Source organism: Streptosporangium sp. NPDC049376, assembly GCF_044466505.1.
Lineage (GTDB): Bacteria > Actinomycetota > Actinomycetes > Streptosporangiales > Streptosporangiaceae > Streptosporangium.
Map to the genome: position 1 here is coordinate 129,930 of NZ_JBITMT010000009.1, position 19,128 is coordinate 149,057.

Genomic DNA, 19,128 nt, shown 5'->3' on the forward strand with positions numbered 1-19,128 from the left:
TTGGTTTAGGTCCAGCCCCCCACCCGGGGGGGGGGCCCCTTCTTGGTGGGGGGGGGTCCCCCGGGGTGGTTTGGGCCGGCGGGGGGCCGGGGGGGGGGGGGGGGGGGGGGGGCGCGGCGGGCCCCCCCGCGCCTACTCCACCATCCAGTGCAGCGCGTAGTAGGACAGCGCCGCGACCAGTGCCGCCGCCGGGATCGTGAGAACCCAGGCGGTCACGATGTTGCCCGCCACCCCCCAGCGCACGGCCGACAGGCGCTTGGTTGCGCCCACGCCCATGATCGCGCTGGTGATCGTGTGGGTGGTCGAGACGGGAGCACCGAAGCCCAGAGCCGCGACGTAGAGCACCGCGGCCGCCGCCGACTCGGCGGCGAACCCCTGCGGCGGGGTGAGGGCGATGATCCGGCGGCCGAGCGTCCGCATGATCCGCCAGCCACCGGCGTAGGTGCCCAGCGAGATGGCCGTCGCGGCCGAGAGGATGACCCACTGCGGGATCGGGTCCCCGTCGTGCTGGAACCCGCCGACCACCAGGGCCAGGAAGATCACACCCATGGTCTTCTGCGCGTCCTGCAGGCCGTGACCGAGGGCCATGGCCGCGGCAGAGAGCGTCTGGGCGTGCCGGAAGCCCCGGTTCGTCTTGGCGGGCTGGGAGCGCCGGAAACCCCATAGGATGGCGATCATGATGATCGCCGCGAGGAAGAACCCGAGCACCGGCGACAGGATCATCGGAATGACGACCTTGTCCACGACGCCGTCCCAGTGGACGACACTCGACGAGGCGATCGCCGAGCCGACCAGGCCCCCGATGAGGGCGTGGCTGCTCGACGAGGGAAGACCGAAGTACCACGTGATGAGGTTCCAGGCGATCGCGCCGATCAGACCGGAACCCACGATCACCAGACCGTGGGTGCCCTTCGGGGCGTCGATGATGCCCTTGCCGACGGTCGCCGCCACCTGTGTGCCGAGATGGGCGCCCAGGAAGTTCATCGCGGCGGCCATGAAGAGGGCCGCCCTCGGCGTCAGCGCACGCGTCGAGACCGAGGTCGCGATCGCGTTCGCCGCGTCGTGGAAACCGTTGGTGTAGTCGAACGCCAACGCCACGACCACCACGCCGATGACGAGTGCGAGCGTGAGGTCCACTTAGCTTTCCTTGACCGCGATCGACTCGATCGTGTTGGCCACGTGCTCGAAGGCGTCGGCGGCCATCTCAAGCTGATCGATGACCTCCTTCATCTTCAGGACGGTCAACGCGTCGTACTCGCCGCCGAAGAGTTTGGCGAGCAGGCGGCGGTAGACCTGGTCTCCCTGGTTCTCCAGCCGGTTGATCTCGATCCAGTACTCGTTCAGGTTTCGCATCGAACGCAACCGGGGCATGGCTTCCGCCGTGAGCTCCGCGGCACGTTCCAGGACCTCGACCTGACGGACGACCTCCTTGGGGAGGTGGTCGATCTGGTAGAGGACGATGAGGTCGGCCGCGGCCTCCATGTAGTCCATCACGTCGTCGAGGTTCGAGGCGAGGCGGTAGATGTCCTCACGGTCGAAGGGAGTGATGAAGCTCTCGTTGAGCCGGTTCATGATCGCGTGAGTACGCTCGTCACCGGCGTGCTCACAAGCGCGCATTTTCTCGGCCAGGGCTTCCCTGTCCGACCCGTCGCTGATGATCTCTACCAGCAGTCGGGACGCTGTGACGAGGTTGTTCGCCGAGTCGGCGAACAAGTCGTAGTAGCTGTCCTCACTAGGCGTGAGACGCAGGCGCACGTCGTTCTCCAGATGTGCGGGGATGGTCCGCAGAGAAGGGTACGGGTTACCAGCGGAAATGCGAACTTCACCCGCTAGACGCCTACTCTTCCAGCTGTCGCTACCCGGCGTATACCTGGCAACACGCGGGTTGAGTGAGCCTTGGGTGCATCTTTCCGATGACCGTTATGCTGGTTTTGACCCATATTACGTGGAAACTGGTCATCTATGGAGCCGCCCGAGGAGACGGTGATCGGTGCGTTACCGCCCCGACGCCCCAGGTGTCGGCCTTGTAGCCGTCAGGTGATTTCCATCACCCCTGAGATGGGGGCCGTCCTCGGACGACGGTTCGCCCTTAACGGGGGGCTCACCTTCGGACGCCTTCGGGCTGCGGGCCGTCTTCGGACGTCTTCAGGCGGGTCCGTCTTCAGACAGGAGCTCGCCCTCGGGCGGGAGGTCGCCTTCAGACGGGGCTCCGTCTTCAGGCAGGAGATTCACCTTCGGGCGGAGGTTCGCCTTCAGACGGGCGTTCGGTGGAAGTTCAAATACGAACGGCTTGGCGTCGGCCCCCGCTGTCCCTGGTAGCGGGAGCCGTACTTCTCCGAGCCGTAGGGGTGCTCGGCCGGCGAGCTGAGCCGGAACATGCACAGCTGGCCGATCTTCATGCCGGGCCAGAGCTTGATCGGCAACGTGGCGACGTTGGAGAGCTCAAGCGTGACATGCCCGCTGAACCCGGGATCGATGAACCCCGCGGTCGAGTGGGTGAGCAGCCCCAGCCTGCCCAGCGAGCTCTTGCCCTCAAGGCGGGAGGCGATGTCGTCCGGCAGCGTGACGACCTCGTAGGTGCTCGCCAGCACGAACTCCCCCGGATGGAGGATGAAGGGCTCGTCCCCCTCGGGCTCGACCATCCGCGTCAGGTCGGGCTGCTCGACCGCCGGGTCGATGTGCGGATACCTGTGGTTCTCGAAGACCCTGAAGTAACGGTCCAGCCGTACGTCGATGCTCGACGGCTGGACCATCTCCGGCTGGAAGGGGTCAAGCCTGACCCTGCCGGAGTCGATCTCGGTGAGGATGTCACGATCGGAAAGCAGCACGTGAGGCAACCTACCAACCACATGCCCACCGAAAGCAGGCCCACAGGTGAGCGGACACCCTGAAGTTTCCGCTACAGTAGGGGACGCGGTTCGCCGCTTGCGGGTGTAGTTCAATGGCAGAACATCAGCTTCCCAAGCTGACAGCGCGGGTTCGATTCCCGTCACCCGCTCCACTCATAAAGGCCCAGGTCACGGATGGTTTCCAGACCCGGGCCTTGTTTGTTTCCTGAGACGTTTCTCACTCGCGTGCCAGTTTCGTGCCAGATCAGTTGATCTTGCCCTCGGCGGTCGGCTCGTCTTCCTTGAGTTTGAGCCCTTCCTTAACGATCTCCCCCAGCGCATCAGCGATGGCCTGGTCCCTGTCCTTGGCCGCGTGTAGATAGACCATCGCCGCCTTGGTGCTGGAGTGCCCCATCCGCGCCATCAACTCCTTGAGCGAGGCCCCGTCATCGACGCCAGCGTGTTGCCCGCGTGCCGCAGGTCGCGAATGTGAACCTTCGGAATCCCGGCCTCCGTGAAGGCCTTGGCCCAGACCTTCGTGAAGTTGCTCCGCCGGAGCTGGGCACCCTTCTCCCCCACGAAGACCAGGCCGTCAGGTGCCGGCTCGCTGAACCGCTGGAGGTGCCAGGTCAGGTCACCGATGATGATCTCCGGCAGAGTGACCACCCGAGCGCCCGCGTCCGACTTCGGACGACCGGTGACCAACTCCCCCGTCTTCATCTCCGCCACCGACGCCTCGATCCTGACCGTCCGCGCGCCGAGGTCGAGATGACAACCCTTCACCGGCAGCAATCACAGGCGGCGCAATATAAGGAGCGCGGCGGGACAGGGGTAACGCTCCCCGGACCCCTCCAAGACCAGGGGACCCCGTCCCGCCGCGCCGTTCTACCGGGCCTGACCGCAGAGCAACGCCTTCCAGACGTCATCGCCCTTGCGGATCGGCCACCGGTAGGTCTCATGCACCATCCGGGCACCGTTGAAATGGTGCGTCCGGCGAACGAACGCCTGTCCACCGGCATGGCACAGCTCGTACACCACCGCGCCGCAGTCGCAGCTCCACGCGATCACCCGTAGCCGCTCGGCCTGGCACGGTTTGCGCCACACCAGCCTCATGTGGTCCGGAAGCGGCCGGGCCGGGTGCGGGCTCAGGCACCCGCCCTCACCGTCACAGCGGAACCCCGCTGCTCGGCGCGGTCTCGGTGGACGCGGTCAGGCGGCGAAGCTCGGCATACCGGGCCGCCACCCGCTGTGCCGTACCCGCCAGGTCCTCGACCCGCCCGTAGGCGTCCCAGCCCGGCCTGTTCCGCACCACCCGGCCGATGACGTCGCGGCCGGAACGCCACCGGAAGGTCCGGCCGTCGGTCCACACCACCAGCCCCGACCAGACCGACACCAGGGCCAGGCAGTGTCCGGTGTGCACGTCACAGGCGATCCCCAGCCTGGCCAGCTCCCGCCGCAGCCCCTGAGCCGCCTCCATCGCACCGGCCACCGGCCCCGGCCCGGCGACAGGGCGGTCATGGCGGCCCATCACGCCGCCTCACTCGCCGACAGGCAGTCCGGGCACGCGACCCGGACCAGCGTCACGGCCTGCCCGTCCAACAGCAGCGCCATCTCAGCACGGGTACGGCGAACCCACCGCCAGCCCCGCCCGCGACAGGCCGGGCACCTCTTCTCCGCCGCCCTCGTCGGCGTATCCTCGCCAGTCATAGGTCAAGGGTCTTCACCTGCACCGATGTCTCCCATCCCGGCGCAGAATCCTTCAGGCGGATGGTCTGTATCCCTTGACGGGATAACCACTCGGCGGCAACCGTTGAATACCCGAAAGTCGAGCTTTCAAGGAGATATTCCATATGCCCGCAGATGCGACTGAACCAGTCGTTATCCTGCCGGAAGTATGGCAACGTCCCGAAACCCTGGAAAGTCTCCGAAGTCGGAACATCGGGCAGCTTTTCCGGCTCATCCGCCAGCACACCGGAGCCAGCCAGACCCGCATCGGCATCGCGGTCAATCTCAGCCAGGGCAAGATCAGCGAGATCATGAAAGGAACCGTGCAGGTCACCTCATTCGAGGTCATCGAACGCATCGCTGACGGCCTGAACATGCCCGACCCCGCCCGCACGACCCTCGGCCTGGCCCCCAAAAGCCCGTTCCCGACGCCAGATGCCGCGCCATCCGGCCAGGTCCCGCTGCCGGAACCAGATGTGCCGACGAAGTACCTCACGACCTTGACCGGCACCTCCAGCCGCCCCGTCATTTCCGGCCTGCGGCACGTTCTCACCGGCCATATCCAGGCCGAGGCCATCATGGGGCCGCCCCTGCTCGTCAACGCGGTCACCAGCCAGATCCCCTTGATCGGGCACGTCTGCCGGGTGACGCGAGGCGCCGACCGTGCCGAAGCGCTCAATTTCGCCAGCGAACTGCTGGAATTCTGCGGCTGGCTTCACCAGGACCTTGGCGATTTCTCTCAGGCCACGATGTGGACCAACAAAGCCCTGGACTACGCGATGGAGCTGGGAGACCGGCGCGTCATCTCCTACGTCCTCATGCGCAAAAGCGCCATCGCCATCGAATCCGGCGACCACGGTCACGGTCTCGGCCTGGCCAACGCCGCCCTGACCACCCCCGAGGCCCTCACCTCCCGTCTGCGGGCCGTCATCCTGCGCACCCGGGCCATCGCCAACGCCCACCTGGGCGAAGCCACCGACTCCGCCCGCGACTCAGAGACCGCCCTCATCGAAGCCACCGCAGGACTGAGCCAGACCGAACCCGACCGCGCGCCATACTGCACACCCGCCTACATCGCCATGGAAACCGGAGCCACCCGGCTCCTGCTCGGCCAGGCCAGCACCGCGATCCCGATCTTCGAGGCCAGCCGCTCCCAGTGGACACCCGCCAGCCAGGCCCGCGACCACGCCCTGTTCCTGACCCGCATGGCCACCGCCTACGCCATGGCAGGCGACCGCGACCAAGCCCGCGCCGTAACCGAGGAGGCCATCCCGCGGATCCAGGCGTTGCGTTCCAGCCGAGTGGCCGGCCAGCTCACCGCCCTCCGGATCCAGTTGTCCCGGTGGTCGACGGATCGGCCCGTGGCAGACTTGCTCACCAGACTCGACCTCCTCGCCGAGTCCTTCTTCCTGCCCGCGCCCCGGCTACCAGAAGGAGAACGGTGATCCACGCGCTGCCCACCGCGACCACCACCGAGGAACGCCACCGCAACGCCCCCATCGCCGTCCTGCCCGTCGGCAGCTTCGAACAGCACGGCGACCACCTGCCTTTGAGTACTGACACGATCATCGCCATCCTGATCTGCCGAAAGATCGCCGAGGCCTACCCTGTCCTGCTGCTGCCCCCGATCACGATCTCCTGCTCTCATGAGCACAGCGCCTGGCCCGGAACCGTCAGCATCTCCGCCCGTACTTTGCACGCCGTCATCACCGACGTGTATGACTCGGTCACCCGTACTGGCCCCCGGGCTCTGGTGGTGGTCAATGCGCACGGCGGCAACTACGTGCTGAGCAACGTCGTCCAGGAGGCCAGCGCAGAAGGTCGTGTGATGGCGCTGTTCCCCACCCGGGAGGACTGGCAGGAGGCGAGGGCAGCTGCTGAGCTGGTCAGTTCTATGCACGAGGACATGCACGCCGGAGAGATCGAGACCTCCGTCTTGCTTCACGCCTGTCCTGAAGTGATCCGCCCTGGCTACGAGGACGCTGACCACATCGCCGACGACCGCCGCCATCTGCTGACTGAGGGTATGCGGGCCTACACCGGAACCGGGGTCATCGGGCGCCCGTCCCTGGGCACCGCCGAAAAAGGTAAGGCTGTTCTCGACTCCCTGACCGGCAGCTTCGCCGACGTAGTGGCCCTGCTGGCCAAGCTCTGAGCACTGGGCGCGAAGCGATCGCAATCACGTAGCGCGGGCACTGCCGAGTTGTTCTCATGGGTATCAAGCGCGGCGGCGCGGCGCGCCGCCGCACGGCCCGCCGCCCGAGCGTGCGGCGTGGGCGCCGGTCTCGGCCAGCGGCGGGACCACGGGCCGCCCGCCGCACCGCCCACGCGCCGCACTCGACCATCGGCCACCGCACTGGGGCCGCGCCGCCGCCCTGGAAAATAGACTGACAAGTCCGCCGACCCTTCTGTTCTCAGGTCTTAGACGGTTACGCCCGACGATCGCCTGATGACGGCTGAGCTCTCACGTGGTCGGGGGCGATCGACAGTCCAGGGCTTCGTTCCTCAGCCCCGGCCCATCGGACACCTGGGCTAAGAAACGCTGTATAATTCGGCCATTATCTATAGACCTGGCGAGGTTACTTCCGCGCACTGGCCGCCACATTAGCGTGCAGACGATTTCTTCTTTGACCGAAGGTACTCACTGTGAGCTGCACGAAATGATTCATGATCGCTAGCCCGGCCAACGAACTGCAACTGCATATCTCCAGTAGTGAGTCGATCAGTCCAGTAGTGGCCAGAAATCTCCTGCGGAGTCCTTCCGGCGATAGCCCATTCGACTGCACCTATATGCGGAGGACTCCTTAAAGCATGCTCTTGCCGTGGCCGATTTCCATAAACAAAGCTCAAATAATTCCGGTCACCATCGGCAATTTTATTAAAGACGGCACCCCTTGAATGAGACATACTCTCTACCGTGATTAGAGTTATGCTAATTGACCAGTAAGTCTGCTCAATCATCACATAAGCATTAATTGGACCCCTGTTTCCCCCTTCAGGAATACGACTCTCCAGCGTTGGTCGAAGAGTTGCTTTCCAGGTTCCATCCAATCGCGGGCGACCCACTAAACGATGAATGCCAGGGATTCGCCATAGCCATTTGTCGAAAGCTACAACAGCTAAGCTGATTACAGTGGGTACATAACTGATGGCCTTCCCCACCCCAGTCTGCGGATGCACGCCGGTCGCGTAGAGCGCGATCGCATAGGCGATCGACAGGACAGTTGCTCCCCATCGTGCGAACTGAGCATGTGATGGCACTGCGTCAGTTTATATATCCCATGAACTTGAGAGAAGTGAACACCAGGTCGTGGGCATCCTGGACGGTCCACTTCTGCTGGTCACCGAAGAGTTTCTTGATCTCGTTGGGTTCGGTCCAGTGGTCTGTCCCGTTGGCGGTAACGAGAGGTAGCGCCAAGTCGAGAAGAACTTGCCGAAAGGCGCTGTCAAGATCGTCTGTCTTAAGAGAACTGTCTGCCACGTTGTACACTAGGCATTCCATGAGGTATGAGGGCAGGTCTTCAAGGAGATCAGCCTTTACGAGGACGTTTTCAACATTCTTGAGCGCTCGGACCATGTTCTTGTACCTGCCACCTGTGCGGATGTTCTTGGCACGCCCATTCTCCAACTGTTGGATCGGCCAGTTGACGACCTCGGACCCGTCACGCGCCACGACGTGGCTACCCTGGTCCCAGTTCATTGGATGGGCATTGCGAAACCGCCGATGCGGAAAGCTGGGGACAACATCCGCGTTGGGGCGGCTACCGATCACCTCCGCAATGTTGATGGCGATGTTACCAGAAGTGTCTATTCCGGAATCACCAAATCTGTTAGCCATCGCTGCTACGACTTCCCTACGCCATGCAGTAGGTGTCCACGGGCCACCGTATGGAGGAAGGAACTGCTGGGCATACTCTCTGTCCGCTGGCGTTACTTCTGGTAGAAAATCATAGAAGGTACACTCATGGCATTCGACAACGATATCGACGTCACTGTCACGCTTGACGTTCGTGTTATTCTCATACGACCCCTTGGCGTAGATCCTAATGTCGACACCGCCGAAGGGCGCATGCGATTTAATTGCATCTTTAATCATCCTCACGGCGCGTTCCTGCCGTTCCTGCTCAGAATCACTTGACGGTTTGATCCACTGCGAGAGCAGGGTTCCACGGTCAATGCTAGTCATCGTCATTAGGTATCCGTTTCACACACTGGAAGCGGGCTGGCTGTTACATGCTGCCTCTAAATAGAGCCGAATGGCACATAGAACAGCGGAAAATAGAGCACGAAATAGTCCCGCGGGAAAGGGCAAACCCGTGGTGACGTAAACGCCTGAGAGTCCGTACTGATGACTTCTAGAGGGAACCGGACAGCAGGACTGACAGAATTTCCTACTGTCCGGCCGCTCACGTGTTGCTAGGTATTTCTTCTAGCAAATCAGGCGTAGCTCTTCAGCTTCCAGGTGACGGCAGCGTTGCGGTAGGGCGGCATGATGTTGCCCTGAGCGATGGGGGCGGTGGTCGAAGGAGTGCCGACGACCTCCCACACACCGCTGGCCGGGCACTTCTCACCAGTGCGCGCTGTCGATCCAAGCGAGGTAGCCATGTGTCTCTCCTGTGGCTTCGCGATGGAGCTGTTCCACCGCACTGCACGCCGGGACCTGACCAAATGAGCCCCCCTTATACCGGAGCTCACAGCTGAATGCTAGGATCGCTTTCCTGCCAAGGTAAAACGGCCCGGCTACAGACATAGATCAGGCACCTGCCCGACCGTCTGTAGCCGGGCTTTCCGTGCTTGCCGAAGATTCTAGAGGTAGCGTCCGACGCTTTTGGGGCGTGAGGGTCGCGCCGAGGATCATGAGTCGCCAGAACAAAGCGGACTTGTGACCTGCGAAGTTACTAATTTACCTAATATACCCATGCCCGAATTAGGCGTATTGTCGCGTTTTGTAACCAATTGGGCGTGACGTAGATCACGTCACAATCTCGTGAAATAGGCCCCTTGTTATCAAATTGTCATCTCAATCTGATCTCTAGCATCTAGAGATGTCTCGCAAGGTTACTAGTCAACTACACTGAGTGATCGTTGGGTTAGCGTTGTGGGCTGGCTCATCTTGGATGAGATAGGAGAGGAACCAGCCGCGCACGATCCCGTCATGCCCGTTCGGACGGCGATCAGCCGGAGCTACAGGAACTCCCTGTCGCCCACTCGACATGCTGGGCCCGCGCGGATATATGTGGGATGATCTTTCTCGCAATCCAAGGGAAGTACTCTTCCTCTGCTCACAAGCCCTGGCGCCGCTCAGAACGCAGTCCTCTTGCAACCCCTAGTGGAGCGGTATCGCCCTTCCTCGGCCTGGTGCCGACTGATCTCTTGTTCACGGTTGGAGCCATCGACGGTCCAGGACCTCGCTCGGGCATGGCACGAGGTCAGTACCTTGATCACGTGCCAGATCCGTGCCAGAACAGGCGGGGAACCACGGTCGCTCACGGGGACTCACGGGCGCTCGGCCTGCCCTGACCTGCACCCACGTTCTCCCAGCTCAACCCACCCACACCAGCAGCCGATTCCCAAGCTGACAGCGCGGGTTCGATTCCCGTCACCCGCTCCACTCATAAAGGCCCGGGTCAGGGATGGATTTCCGATCTGGGCCTTCGTTGTTTCCTGAGACGTTGGTTGCGTCCGGCGGCGCCCCGGGCCGTAACCGCACCGCGCGCTCGCCGTACCCAACGCACTCTCCGACTCCAGCCGCACGCCGCCGCCCGCACCTCAAGCCCAGGCAAGACACCTCAGCGGCAGACCAGCGTTATCGACCCCGCGCCCGTTGTACCGCAGGCCCGAGGCCCATCCGAGCAGGAACTCCGTCATGCTCTCGTAGACCGGCCCCAGCTCCAGATCAAGGCGGTAGAGCACGAGCACCGGCCATTCCTCCGGCTCGCCCACGGTCAGCCACCCGAACGTCTCACCGTCGATCGTGCTGCCCCAGGCGACGAAGCCACCGGGCTCCGGCCACATCGCCAGCGGGTAATCCTCGGGCGAGTCATCACGCAAGTCACGGTATTCCTCCCCCCACAAGGCCAGATCCCACTCGCCTTCCTTGGACGGTTCTCTGGGGTCGTAGATCGCCATCCACCGGGCGAACTCGCAACGGCCGTAGCGTTCGATGAAGGCCATGTAGTCGGCGGGAAACCTGACCCCCGTGTCAGCGGTCAGCTCTTCCCAGCTTCCGGTGCCGAAGACCGGCTCAGCGGGCGGGGGAACCAGAGCGATAAGACGGTCAAGCGCACTCTGATCGTCACTCATGACCCGACTGTAGTGATGCGCTGTGACGATCAGCCTCCGGCGGGGGCACTCAGCTCCGGGATGATCGCCAGAACGGACCGGAAGACCGTAGGTGGCTGGGGTGGGCCTGATCGTCCCGTCCGCGCGGGGCTCTCCGGCTGTGCCCGTTGCGTGCCCGTCAGAAGGGTGATCAAGGGGGACTCACGGGGAACCACGGTCACTCACCCCACTCCCCCACAGGACAGCATCCTCCCAGCTCAGCGGCCAGGCGCGATAGAGACTTCCCAAGCTGACAACGCCGTTTCCGTCTCCCATTGGATTCCACTAAGGTGACAATCTTCGGACGGTGTGACCTTCCGGAGTCTTTGAAGGCGAACGCCCGCGATGAACTTTGACCAGACATCCGCACGATTCCGTCTCGACGTCGCGTTGAATCGTATGGCCGTCACCTTCCGTGGCATGACCGCCCGCCGCAACGAGCACAACTGCGAGTGCCACTGGGGCAGCGCGGAGGAACTCGCACGGTTGAAGGAGCCGGACACGGAGCTGGACCTTGATCTCCTGCATCGCACTTGGCAGGCCGCCGATTGGGACGATCACGCGTCGGTGCTGCGCCGCATTCTGCCTCAGCTGTCGAGAGCCCTCGTCGGCGGCCTCGTCGAGCCTCTCTTCGGCATGGAGGAGGTCGGGCGTTCATTCGCTCGTGGAGAGTGGCAGCAGTGGCCGGCCGATCAGACAGCAGCGGTGCGGGAATTTCTGAACGCCTGGTGGGCCCACACTCTCATCGACTCGGATCCCGCCGTGCCCGCCCACCAAGTCCTCGCCCTGTGTGCCGAGGCCTCCGCCGCAATCAGCCCATGGCTACACGCCTGGGAGGCGCAGACGAGCGCCATGGCCGACCGTCACCTAATCGAAGCGGTGACGCACTGGGAGTACGACCTGCTGGGAGACCAACTCCCATGGCAGAGCTGGAACAACGAGGAAGAGATGCGTACCGAGTTGACAGCCTGGCTGATCCGTCACGCCCCTGCCCGGCTCCAGGCCGCGAACGCTCCCGCGGAGTTGCTCCACCGGATACGACTGCTCGGACTTACCGACCTCGCCCGCTGGACGGATCCTCACTGGCCTGACGACCGCTACTGAATCAGCACCCACCACAGACCGGCCCCCTCCTGGCCGTCATACAGAGCAAGATCCGGAGCATATACGGAATGACCTCGCCGCAGTTGAAGGAGATTTAGTGATCACATGCGGGTCAACGCGTCCTTGACCCATGAAAGGGCCATCCACTTTTAATCCGCAGCATCATGATTCGAAGGACATCGCGTTCAAGGGGCCTTGCCTCAAAGGGTTCTCATAATCGTGCGCCCGGCAAGGTGTCATGGCAGAGCACCACGACGTGGAAGAGCAGCAACGATGCGGAATTCGTCGCCAAGATGCAGCGTGTCCTGACCCTCTACGATGCCCCGCCCAAGGACGGGCGGGTGATCTGCGTGGATGAGTTCGGCCCCTTGAATCTGCAGCCCCGCAAGGGCAAGGCCTGGCGGCCGGGCAAGGATCCCCGCCGCCTGCGGGCCACCTACAACCGCTACGGCGGGGTCATGCACCTGCTCCGCGCCCTGGACCTGGCCACCGGGAAGCTCTACTACCGGATCCGTAAGCGCAAGCGCTGGCGGGAGTTCCTGTCGTTCTGCACGTCCCTGCGCGAGCGCTGGCCCGGCGGCACCCTCTATCTGATCGTGGACAACTACTCGCCGCACAAGCATCCCCAGGTCAAAGCCTGGGCCGCTGCCAACGATGCCGAGCTGGTGTTTCTGCCGACCTACAGTACGACCGCGGCGTGGTCTTCCGCCTGTACCTGCTAACCCTCACCAGCACAAATGAGAGCCTTCGGCAGTTTCGCCGCGTCATGCCGCGTGTTAGACCCGCCGCTCGGAATCGCTTCAAAAGGCTACGGTGATAAATCACAGACTCGCCGGGGCCCTGGGGGAGGCTTCATTTCGCGCCTGCGAAGGTCACGCGGATGGAGTAGAGATCTCCGGCCGAGTTGGTGATGAACAGGTTGTTTCGCTTGGTTCCGCCAAAGGTCAGGTTGCTGGCTGCCTCGGGCAGCGGCAGCTTGCCGATCAACGTGCCGTCCGGGTCGTAACAGTGCAGCCCGTCGAGGGCCGCGGCCCAGATCCGGCCGTAGCAGTCGAGCCGTATGCCGTCGAACCATGCCTCCGCGAACACCCGGCCACCCTTCAGACTGTCGCCGGTGACGTCGAACACCCGCAGGTGCCGCTTGCGGGTGTCGACGACGTAGAGCTGTGACTCGTCGAGGGAGAAGGCCAGGCCGTTGGGGCGGACGAAGTCGTCGGCGACGACGGTCAGTTCCCCGGTGTCGGGGTCGAGACGATAGAGGTGGTCCGCGCCGATCTCGCTCTCGGCAGGTGTGCCCTCGTAGTAGCCGGTGATTCCATACCGGGGATCGGTGAACCAGATGGAGCCGTCCGACTTGACCACGATGTCGTTGGGGCTGTTGAGCTTCTTGCCCCGGTAGTTGTCGGCCAGGACGGTGATGGCGCCGTTGTGCTCGGTCCGTGTGACCCGGCGGGCGCCCTGCTCGCAGGTGATCAGCCGCCCTTCACGATCGACGGTGTTGCCGTTGGCGTTGCCTGACGGCTGGCGGAAGACCCCGACCGCGCCGGTGGTCTCGTCCCAGCGCAGCAGGCGGTCATTGGGGATGTCGCTCCACAGCAGATAGCGGCCGGCCGGGAAGTAGGCAGGTCCTTCGGTCTTCCTGCTTCCGCTGTGGAGCACCTCGACATGAGTGTCTCCGTCGTAACCCGCGAACCGCTCGTCGAGCGTCAGGAATTCCGCCTTGAATCGACTCGTCATCAAATTTCCTTCAGTCATAGCGTACTATTGCTGAACAGTATCAAGCTATGGCGAGACCGGAGTGAACATGGATCAAAACGATCATGTGCTGATCGCACAGTTGCAGCGAGACGCGACACAGTCCTACGCCGCACTGGGGCAGAGTGTCGGCCTGTCCGCGGGCGCCGTTCACGAGCGAGTGCGGAAGTTGCGCGAGCGGGGAGCGATCCGCGCCACGACCGTGGATGTGGATCCAAAAGCCCTGGGCCTGGAGGTTCTGTCCTACGTCATGGTCAACTCGAACGCCTGGATGGGCGATACGGCAGCGGCCTTCGCCGCCCTGCCTGAAGTACAAGAAGCGCACGTCATCGCCGGTGCCGCCTCGGTTTTGCTTAAGGTCCGCACCCCGACAACTGAGCAGTTGCAGGACGTACTCCGGCGGATCTACGACATTCCCGGCGTCTCCAGTACGCAGGCGATCGTCGTACTGGAGACATTTTTCGAGCGTCCGATTACGATCGGCTGATCGCCAAACAGAAGGTAGGGCTGGGACCGGATTGGCGGGCCATTGGTAGGGGTGCCGAGGGTTGCGTCCACGGACGTGGTGTATGAGTTTCCCCAGCTAGATGGCGTGGCGCCGTGAATGAGGACGGCCATCGCGTGATCCTTCGTGATTGCGACATCAAGATCGAAGGAGAGAAAGCGATGGCCGTGAACAACAGTGTGGACCCCGCCACGTGGCTGGCGGAGCAGATCCAGCAGCAGGATCCGGATCTGTTGCGATCCATGGTGAAGACCATGGCCGAGACGTTGATGTCGGCCGAGGCCGACACCCTGTGCGGCGCCGAGTACGGCACCCGCAGCGACGAGCGCACCAACCGCCGCAACGGCTACCGCGCCCGCGAGTGGGACACCCGCGCCGGCACCGTCGAACTCGCCGTTCCGAAACTCCGCTCGGGCTCCTACTTTCCCGAGTGGCTGCTGGAGCGTCGGCGGCGGGCCGAGCAGGCGCTGATCAGCGTGGTGGCCACCAGTTACCTGCTCGGGGTGTCCACCCGGCGGGTCGACAAGCTGGTGGAACAGCTCGGCATCAAAACCATCTCCAAAAGCCAGGTCTCCCAGATGGCCAAGGTCCTCGACGTTCAGGTGGAGGCCTTCCGCACCCGCGCGTTGGACGCCGGGCCGTACGCGTTCGTGTGGCTGGACGCCCTGACCCAGAAGGTCCGCGAAGGCGGCCGGATCATCAACGTGCACGTCCTGGTCGCCACCGCCGTTAACACCAACGGCAACCGGGAGATCCTCGGGCTGGAGGTCACCTCGGCCGAAGACGGCGCCGGCTGGCTGGCCTTCCTGCGGGGCTTGGTGGCCCGCGGCCTGGGCGGGGTGCAGCTGGTCGTCTCCGACGCCCACCCCGGCCTGGTGGAGGCGATCGGCGCGACCCTGCCGGGTGCGTCCTGGCAGAGATGCCGCACCCACTACCTGCGCAACCTCTTGACGACCGTACCCAAGTCGGCGCAGCCGTGGGTGGCCACCTTGGTGCGCACCATCTTCGACCAGCCCACCAGTGAAGCGGTGCACACCCAGTACTCCTGGGTCATCGAGGCACTGGCGGCCAGATATCCGGCCGCGTGCGAACACCTGGATCGAGCACGGGAGGAGGTGCTGGCCTTCGCCGCCTTCCCCCGCGAGGTCTGGAAGCAGATCTGGTCCAACAACCCTCAAGAACGGCTGAACAAGGAGATCCGCCGCCGCACCGACGTGGTCGGGATCTTCCCCGACCGGGCCGCGATCGTCCGGCTTGTCGGTGCGGTTTTGGCCGAGCAGACCGACGAGTGGACCGAGGCCCGCCGCTACATGGGAATCGACGCCCTGGCCAAGTGCCGGATGCGCGTTCTTACCGGCGACACACCGGCCCATAATCCGCTACCGCAGACACTTACCGCTTAACCTGCAGAAACAGGATCACGCGAAGGTCAGCTCATACACCACTTCGCTGGACGTGACCGAGCCTGACCAGGCGATCCCCTGATCACCGGTCAAGCTTTTGATCTTTATGGGCTCACCATGGGCTCACACCCGCCGAACGATCTTCTGAATTTCCTTTGGCATGCCCTATGACCAGCTGAAACTGGCCCCAGGGCACGCATAGAGACCCGCGTCCGCAAGGACGGGAAAACCAAGACCTACCGAGTTCACTGGCGACTTGCCGGCCCCAGAACCGGCGCCTGGCAATTGGAGTCCTCCGACCAGAAGGCAGCCGCCCTCACCTTCAAACTGGCTGTGGAAGCATGCGGGCATCACTGGCCCGAGAACTGGATCCGCGGCTTCGGCTGGGCACCCCCACCCGAGGAACAACCCGTCAAAGCCGACCCTGTCCTCTTCGCCGAATACGCCCAGCGGTTCGTGGCGAATCTGTCCGGCATAGAAGAACGCACCCGCCACGACTACGAGCGTGACCTCAAGAACCACATCGTGCCGACCTTCGGTGGCCTGGACCTGCGCGACGAAAGCCCGGTCTTCGACCGGACGACCGTGTCCGCCTGGGTGAACGACCTCCACCGCGGCATCCCCGACCCGGGCAACCCCCGCGCGTGGCTGCGACGGCCGCTGGCGCCCAAGACGATCCAGAACCTGCACGGCCTGCTGTACGCCATCCTGCAGGGAGCGGTCGAGGCCACCCCGCCCATCCGTGTCTCCAACCCCGCCGCCCGCACCCGCCTGCCCCGGCTGGACGACGGCGAGGGCGACGACGAGATGATTTTTCTCACCGAGCAGGAGTTCGCCCTGCTGCGCGCCTGCGCCAAGCCCGATGTCCGCGACATGCTCACCGTCTTCGCCGGAAGAAGTGGGACCGTACTTGCTCAGCCGACTCCAGGAGGCCCCCATCCTCACCTCCAGTGGCTGTAGGCGAGCGAGGCGCCCTCGGCGAAGAGCGCCCGGAACGCCTCTCGATCGATGCCGGTGACGTGGTCGTTGACCAGGGTGATGTTGCGCGTCGGAACTCCAGCTTCGGGTCCGAATCCTCCGTTGGGAACGCCTTCGACAGTGGTGGCCGCTGGACCGGGGAGTGTGTCCACCAAGATGATCGGCTCCTCGACACCTTCGTCTCGCAGGAGGAGCGCGGTGTGAACCGGCACCCACGATGATGATCGGTGGGCCGGTCATCACTGGTCCTCCGGCAGTTCGACGGTGATGTCGTGTGCGGGAGCGGGGAGCTGGCAGCTGAGCCGGCTCGTTGTGCGCCGTTCCGCCTTGGTGCAGGTGAGCATCTCATCCTCGTCGGCGCTCATCGGCGGGAAAACGTCGACGTCGGACGCCCCGACGTAGACGTGACAGGTAGCGCACATCACGTTTCCGCCGCACTCGCCGATGATGCCGTCGACGTCGCCGTCGATTGCGGCTTGCATCAGCCGGGTGCCGGGGGGAACGTCGATGGTGGTTTCCCCATCCGGCCCGCGGTAAGTCACCAAAGGCAAGGTGAGTTCCTTTCTGAGCGTGGTGTTTCAGACCGCGGCGACGGTGGCGTCGTGGGTGCGCATGTGTCCGGGTCCGTCGATGGTCGCTTCGACGATGTCGCCGTCGGTGAGGTAGCTGGGCGGGTCCAGCTGGAAGCCGCACCCCGGGGGCGTGCCGGTCGGCAGGATGCCCCCCGGCCGCGGTGCGATCGATGCGCTGACCGAGGAGATGAGTCCGGCGACATCGACCACCATGTCGGCGGTGGTGCTGTCCTGTCGAAGCGCGCCGTTGGCCCGGAGCCGAAGGCGGGCATCGCTCGGGTCGAACTCGTCCGGGGTGACGAGCCGGGGACCCGTAGGGCAGAACGTGGCGGAGCTCTTGGAGCGAGCGATCTGGAAGAGCAGGGGGTGCTCGCGGCAAGCCGACGTGCCTGCGTATTCGCACCTGAGCGCCTGCTCACCACGGCTCTTCACCTTCTCCCTGCGGGCGCGACCAGGTGCGCATCAGCGACCCTGCGGAGCGACGGTGAGCCGGGTGATGGTCGGGAAGATCAGGTCCGGGAACCGGGGCGGGTTCTCCTCCAGCACCTCAAGGTTCGGGAGGCGCTTCGGAAGCTCGCGCAGGAGAATGTCGCCTTCGAGCCGGGAGAGCGGTGCTCCGATGCAGTAGTGGCTGCCGGCCGTGAACGAGAGGTGGCGGTTGTCGGGGCGTGAAAGGTCGAAGACGTCGGGGTTGTCGAAGCGACGCGGGTCACGGTTCGCCGCGGCCAGGCCGAGCAGCAGGTGCGACCCCTGCGGGATAGGCGTGCCGTCGAGCTCCAGTCCTTCGCCGGCGTAACGCCAGAGAAAGTGGATGGGCGTGTCGAACCGCAGGTTCTCCTCCCAAGCCGCAGCGGCCAGGGTCGGGTCACCGGCAAGGAGCCGGTACTGGTCAGGGAAGCGGGCGGTGGAGTTGACCACGTTGGTCATCGCCATCATCGTCGTGTGGTAGCTGGCGATGAAGAAGCCAACCAGGGTGACCACGAGCTCGTTTCGAGAGAGGCGGTCCCCGGCCGCTTCCGCGTTGATGAGAGCGCCTACGGCGTCGTCGTCGCCGACCTTGCCGCGAAGCGTGTCGACGATGTCGCCGATGTAGTCGAAGTAGAACTGTGCGACCTCATCGGCCTCGGCGAGCTGCTCCGAGGTGAGGTCGCTTTGGCTGAAGATGGCGTTCAGGGCCGGCACCCGCTGCAGGACGGTTCCCGCGTCTTCCATGGGAGCGTGCAGCAGCCGACAGGCGATCCGCGCTGGGACCTTCATCGCGAAGTCGTGTACGAAGTCGACCTCGCCGTCGTGCTGGGAAAGCTCGTCGAGGCCGACGATGATGAGCTCCTCCACCCAGGATCGCATTCGGGTCACAGCCCGCGGTTGGAACGCCGGAGCCACGAGCTTGCGCAGGCGGGTGTGTGCGGGGGCGTCGGTGGACGGCATCGACAGCCGGTAGAACTCGGATGCGGGGCCCTCGCCGATGTGTGCCGGGTGCTCTCCGGGGCGTGGCTGCACGGTGTTCGTCGGGAACTTGAGCGTCTTCTCGACCTCGGCGAAGCCGGTCACCAGCCAGGAGTCCTGCCCGTGCACGACAGTGCGCATGACCGGTGAGATGTCTCGGATGCTCCGATAGGCCGCGTAGCGGTCTGCGGCGAAGGCGGGGTCCGCAGGGTCGAGGTGAACGAGATCGGATGTGTTGGTCACGGGTGCACCCTCTTCTGTGCAGGCTCTCCGACAGGGCTTGTGATGGGAACCAGGCGAAGCCGGGGCGACGACCTATGTCGGTCGCTCCTCGTGGGCCCTCATGACGCCGCCGCCCCCTGCTTCCCGGGAACCGCGAAGCGATGACGAAGGGCCGCGCCACAGAGCGCCGGTCAGTGACCACTCCGCTGCCGGTTCCCCCGCCTCCGCCTGGCTCCTGCCGTGCACTACAAGCAGGAAGATCGCAGAGT

24 protein-coding genes and 1 tRNA gene are annotated in these 19,128 nt (G+C 64.2%); 8 read left to right on the forward strand and 17 right to left on the reverse strand.

All coding sequences use genetic code 11. From position 1 onward, the window contains the following. Positions 1–132: 132 nt before the first annotated feature. The 3 genes from ACIBVQ_RS23210 to dcd all read right to left on the reverse strand — a co-directional run bounded on the left by ACIBVQ_RS23210 (position 133) and on the right by dcd (position 2,828). A complete protein-coding gene (locus ACIBVQ_RS23210) occupies positions 133–1,137 on the reverse strand; it encodes an inorganic phosphate transporter (protein ID WP_352014611.1) in 1,005 nt (334 codons plus the stop codon). Continuing rightward, complete coding sequence (locus ACIBVQ_RS23215) at positions 1,138–1,755, reverse strand: DUF47 family protein (protein WP_352014610.1); 618 nt, start codon at positions 1,753–1,755, stop codon at positions 1,138–1,140. 497 nt (positions 1,756–2,252) lie between these two features. Then, entirely contained in the window at positions 2,253–2,828 is a 576-nt protein-coding gene (gene dcd, locus ACIBVQ_RS23220; protein WP_362915096.1) for a dCTP deaminase, read from the reverse strand. A gap of 99 nt (positions 2,829–2,927) precedes the next feature. Here dcd and ACIBVQ_RS23225 point away from each other — a divergent pair. After that, positions 2,928–3,001, forward strand: a tRNA-Gly gene (locus tag ACIBVQ_RS23225). 92 nt (positions 3,002–3,093) lie between these two features. Here the strand turns inward: ACIBVQ_RS23225 and ACIBVQ_RS23230 are convergent. The 5 genes from ACIBVQ_RS23230 to ACIBVQ_RS23250 form a co-directional block, all read right to left on the reverse strand. Then, positions 3,094–3,252, reverse strand: coding sequence for a hypothetical protein (locus tag ACIBVQ_RS23230; RefSeq protein WP_399179827.1), 159 nt, complete (start codon positions 3,250–3,252; stop codon positions 3,094–3,096). After that, positions 3,252–3,611: a hypothetical protein gene (locus ACIBVQ_RS23235; RefSeq protein WP_399179829.1), complete on the reverse strand. Its 360-nt coding sequence runs from the start codon at positions 3,609–3,611 to the stop codon at positions 3,252–3,254. The genes ACIBVQ_RS23230 and ACIBVQ_RS23235 overlap by 1 nt, the downstream gene beginning before the upstream one ends. A gap of 102 nt (positions 3,612–3,713) precedes the next feature. After that, on the reverse strand, positions 3,714–3,932 hold the full coding sequence (locus ACIBVQ_RS23240) for a hypothetical protein (RefSeq protein ID WP_389847261.1): 219 nt from the start codon (positions 3,930–3,932) through the stop codon (positions 3,714–3,716). 61 nt (positions 3,933–3,993) lie between these two features. Next, on the reverse strand, positions 3,994–4,356 hold the full coding sequence (locus ACIBVQ_RS23245; RefSeq protein WP_399179831.1) for a hypothetical protein: 363 nt from the start codon (positions 4,354–4,356) through the stop codon (positions 3,994–3,996). Then, on the reverse strand, positions 4,356–4,535 hold the full coding sequence (locus ACIBVQ_RS23250) for a hypothetical protein (RefSeq protein ID WP_399179833.1): 180 nt from the start codon (positions 4,533–4,535) through the stop codon (positions 4,356–4,358). The genes ACIBVQ_RS23245 and ACIBVQ_RS23250 overlap by 1 nt, the downstream gene beginning before the upstream one ends. A gap of 143 nt (positions 4,536–4,678) precedes the next feature. Here ACIBVQ_RS23250 and ACIBVQ_RS23255 point away from each other — a divergent pair, with 143 nt between their 5' ends. Together ACIBVQ_RS23255 and ACIBVQ_RS23260 are read left to right on the forward strand one after the other, a co-directional pair. Then, the gene (locus ACIBVQ_RS23255; protein WP_399179835.1) at positions 4,679–5,998 is read left to right on the forward strand and encodes a helix-turn-helix domain-containing protein; all 1,320 of its coding nucleotides are present in this window, start codon (positions 4,679–4,681) and stop codon (positions 5,996–5,998) included. Then, a complete protein-coding gene (locus ACIBVQ_RS23260; RefSeq protein WP_399179837.1) occupies positions 5,995–6,708 on the forward strand; it encodes a creatininase family protein in 714 nt (237 codons plus the stop codon). The genes ACIBVQ_RS23255 and ACIBVQ_RS23260 overlap by 4 nt, the downstream gene beginning before the upstream one ends. Positions 6,709–7,157: 449 nt before the next feature. On the opposite strand, the gene ACIBVQ_RS23265 is transcribed toward ACIBVQ_RS23260, so the two are convergent. From ACIBVQ_RS23265 to ACIBVQ_RS23280, 4 genes are all read right to left on the reverse strand, one after another. Further along, on the reverse strand, positions 7,158–7,814 hold the full coding sequence (locus tag ACIBVQ_RS23265) for a hypothetical protein (protein ID WP_399179839.1): 657 nt from the start codon (positions 7,812–7,814) through the stop codon (positions 7,158–7,160). Positions 7,815–7,818: 4 nt separating this feature from the next. After that, positions 7,819–8,739 carry a hypothetical protein gene (locus ACIBVQ_RS23270; RefSeq protein WP_399179841.1) on the reverse strand — a complete coding sequence of 307 codons (921 nt, stop codon included), beginning with the start codon at positions 8,737–8,739 and terminating at the stop codon, positions 7,819–7,821. A 251-nt stretch (positions 8,740–8,990) separates the two neighbouring features. Then, entirely contained in the window at positions 8,991–9,158 is a 168-nt protein-coding gene (locus tag ACIBVQ_RS23275; protein ID WP_399179843.1) for a hypothetical protein, read from the reverse strand. A 1,164-nt stretch (positions 9,159–10,322) separates the two neighbouring features. After that, positions 10,323–10,856 (reverse strand): SMI1/KNR4 family protein, encoded by a 534-nt coding sequence (locus ACIBVQ_RS23280; protein ID WP_362915094.1) that lies wholly within the window; start codon positions 10,854–10,856, stop codon positions 10,323–10,325. Between the two features lie 363 nt (positions 10,857–11,219). Between ACIBVQ_RS23280 and ACIBVQ_RS23285 the strand changes: the two genes are divergently transcribed. Both ACIBVQ_RS23285 and ACIBVQ_RS23290 read left to right on the forward strand, forming a co-directional pair. After that, positions 11,220–11,978 carry a hypothetical protein gene (locus ACIBVQ_RS23285; RefSeq protein ID WP_399179845.1) on the forward strand — a complete coding sequence of 253 codons (759 nt, stop codon included), beginning with the start codon at positions 11,220–11,222 and terminating at the stop codon, positions 11,976–11,978. A gap of 164 nt (positions 11,979–12,142) precedes the next feature. After that, positions 12,143–12,700, forward strand: coding sequence for an IS630 family transposase (locus ACIBVQ_RS23290; protein ID WP_399179847.1), 558 nt, complete (start codon positions 12,143–12,145; stop codon positions 12,698–12,700). 130 nt (positions 12,701–12,830) lie between these two features. On the opposite strand, the gene ACIBVQ_RS23295 is transcribed toward ACIBVQ_RS23290, so the two are convergent. After that, positions 12,831–13,715, reverse strand: coding sequence for an SMP-30/gluconolactonase/LRE family protein (locus ACIBVQ_RS23295; RefSeq protein WP_399179849.1), 885 nt, complete (start codon positions 13,713–13,715; stop codon positions 12,831–12,833). A 67-nt stretch (positions 13,716–13,782) separates the two neighbouring features. On the opposite strand from ACIBVQ_RS23295, the gene ACIBVQ_RS23300 reads away from it, so the two are divergent. The 3 genes from ACIBVQ_RS23300 (at position 13,783) to ACIBVQ_RS23310 (ending at position 16,601) form a co-directional block, all read left to right on the forward strand. After that, positions 13,783–14,220, forward strand: a complete 438-nt coding sequence (locus tag ACIBVQ_RS23300) for an Lrp/AsnC family transcriptional regulator (protein ID WP_352014748.1) — start codon at positions 13,783–13,785, stop codon at positions 14,218–14,220. Between the two features lie 179 nt (positions 14,221–14,399). Next, positions 14,400–15,641 carry an IS256 family transposase gene (locus ACIBVQ_RS23305; RefSeq protein ID WP_399179852.1) on the forward strand — a complete coding sequence of 414 codons (1,242 nt, stop codon included), beginning with the start codon at positions 14,400–14,402 and terminating at the stop codon, positions 15,639–15,641. A gap of 333 nt (positions 15,642–15,974) precedes the next feature. Further along, entirely contained in the window at positions 15,975–16,601 is a 627-nt protein-coding gene (locus ACIBVQ_RS23310) for a hypothetical protein (protein ID WP_399179854.1), read from the forward strand. On the opposite strand, the gene ACIBVQ_RS23315 is transcribed toward ACIBVQ_RS23310, so the two are convergent. Genes ACIBVQ_RS23315 through ACIBVQ_RS23330 form a run of 4 tightly spaced genes read right to left on the reverse strand, consistent with a single transcriptional unit; the run spans position 16,583 to position 18,778 of the window. Then, on the reverse strand, positions 16,583–16,831 hold the full coding sequence (locus ACIBVQ_RS23315; protein WP_399179856.1) for a hypothetical protein: 249 nt from the start codon (positions 16,829–16,831) through the stop codon (positions 16,583–16,585). The two genes, ACIBVQ_RS23310 and ACIBVQ_RS23315, sit on opposite strands and share 19 nt — an antisense overlap. Positions 16,832–16,858: 27 nt before the next feature. Next, positions 16,859–17,161: a 2Fe-2S iron-sulfur cluster-binding protein gene (locus tag ACIBVQ_RS23320; protein WP_362915077.1), complete on the reverse strand. Its 303-nt coding sequence runs from the start codon at positions 17,159–17,161 to the stop codon at positions 16,859–16,861. A gap of 36 nt (positions 17,162–17,197) precedes the next feature. Next, complete coding sequence (locus ACIBVQ_RS23325; protein ID WP_399179858.1) at positions 17,198–17,623, reverse strand: fumarylacetoacetate hydrolase family protein; 426 nt, start codon at positions 17,621–17,623, stop codon at positions 17,198–17,200. A 30-nt stretch (positions 17,624–17,653) separates the two neighbouring features. Beyond that, positions 17,654–18,778 (reverse strand): cytochrome P450, encoded by a 1,125-nt coding sequence (locus ACIBVQ_RS23330; RefSeq protein ID WP_399179860.1) that lies wholly within the window; start codon positions 18,776–18,778, stop codon positions 17,654–17,656. Positions 18,779–19,128 lie beyond the last annotated feature (350 nt).

Coding starts and splice junctions, on each gene's coding strand:
- ACIBVQ_RS23230 (WP_399179827.1), bottom strand. CDS start 3,252: ATGGCGCGGATGGGGCACTCCAGCACCAAGGCGGCGATGGTCTATCTA.
- ACIBVQ_RS23245 (WP_399179831.1), bottom strand. CDS start 4,356: ATGGGCCGCCATGACCGCCCTGTCGCCGGGCCGGGGCCGGTGGCCGGT.
- ACIBVQ_RS23250 (WP_399179833.1), bottom strand. CDS start 4,535: ATGACTGGCGAGGATACGCCGACGAGGGCGGCGGAGAAGAGGTGCCCG.
- ACIBVQ_RS23255 (WP_399179835.1), top strand. CDS start 4,679: ATGCCCGCAGATGCGACTGAACCAGTCGTTATCCTGCCGGAAGTATGG.
- ACIBVQ_RS23270 (WP_399179841.1), bottom strand. CDS start 8,739: ATGACTAGCATTGACCGTGGAACCCTGCTCTCGCAGTGGATCAAACCG.
- ACIBVQ_RS23275 (WP_399179843.1), bottom strand. CDS start 9,158: ATGGCTACCTCGCTTGGATCGACAGCGCGCACTGGTGAGAAGTGCCCG.
- ACIBVQ_RS23280 (WP_362915094.1), bottom strand. CDS start 10,856: ATGAGTGACGATCAGAGTGCGCTTGACCGTCTTATCGCTCTGGTTCCC.
- ACIBVQ_RS23285 (WP_399179845.1), top strand. CDS start 11,220: ATGAACTTTGACCAGACATCCGCACGATTCCGTCTCGACGTCGCGTTG.
- ACIBVQ_RS23290 (WP_399179847.1), top strand. CDS start 12,143: ATGATTCGAAGGACATCGCGTTCAAGGGGCCTTGCCTCAAAGGGTTCT.
- ACIBVQ_RS23295 (WP_399179849.1), bottom strand. CDS start 13,715: ATGACGAGTCGATTCAAGGCGGAATTCCTGACGCTCGACGAGCGGTTC.
- ACIBVQ_RS23300 (WP_352014748.1), top strand. CDS start 13,783: ATGGATCAAAACGATCATGTGCTGATCGCACAGTTGCAGCGAGACGCG.
- ACIBVQ_RS23305 (WP_399179852.1), top strand. CDS start 14,400: ATGGCCGTGAACAACAGTGTGGACCCCGCCACGTGGCTGGCGGAGCAG.
- ACIBVQ_RS23330 (WP_399179860.1), bottom strand. CDS start 18,778: ATGCGCACTGTCGTGCACGGGCAGGACTCCTGGCTGGTGACCGGCTTC.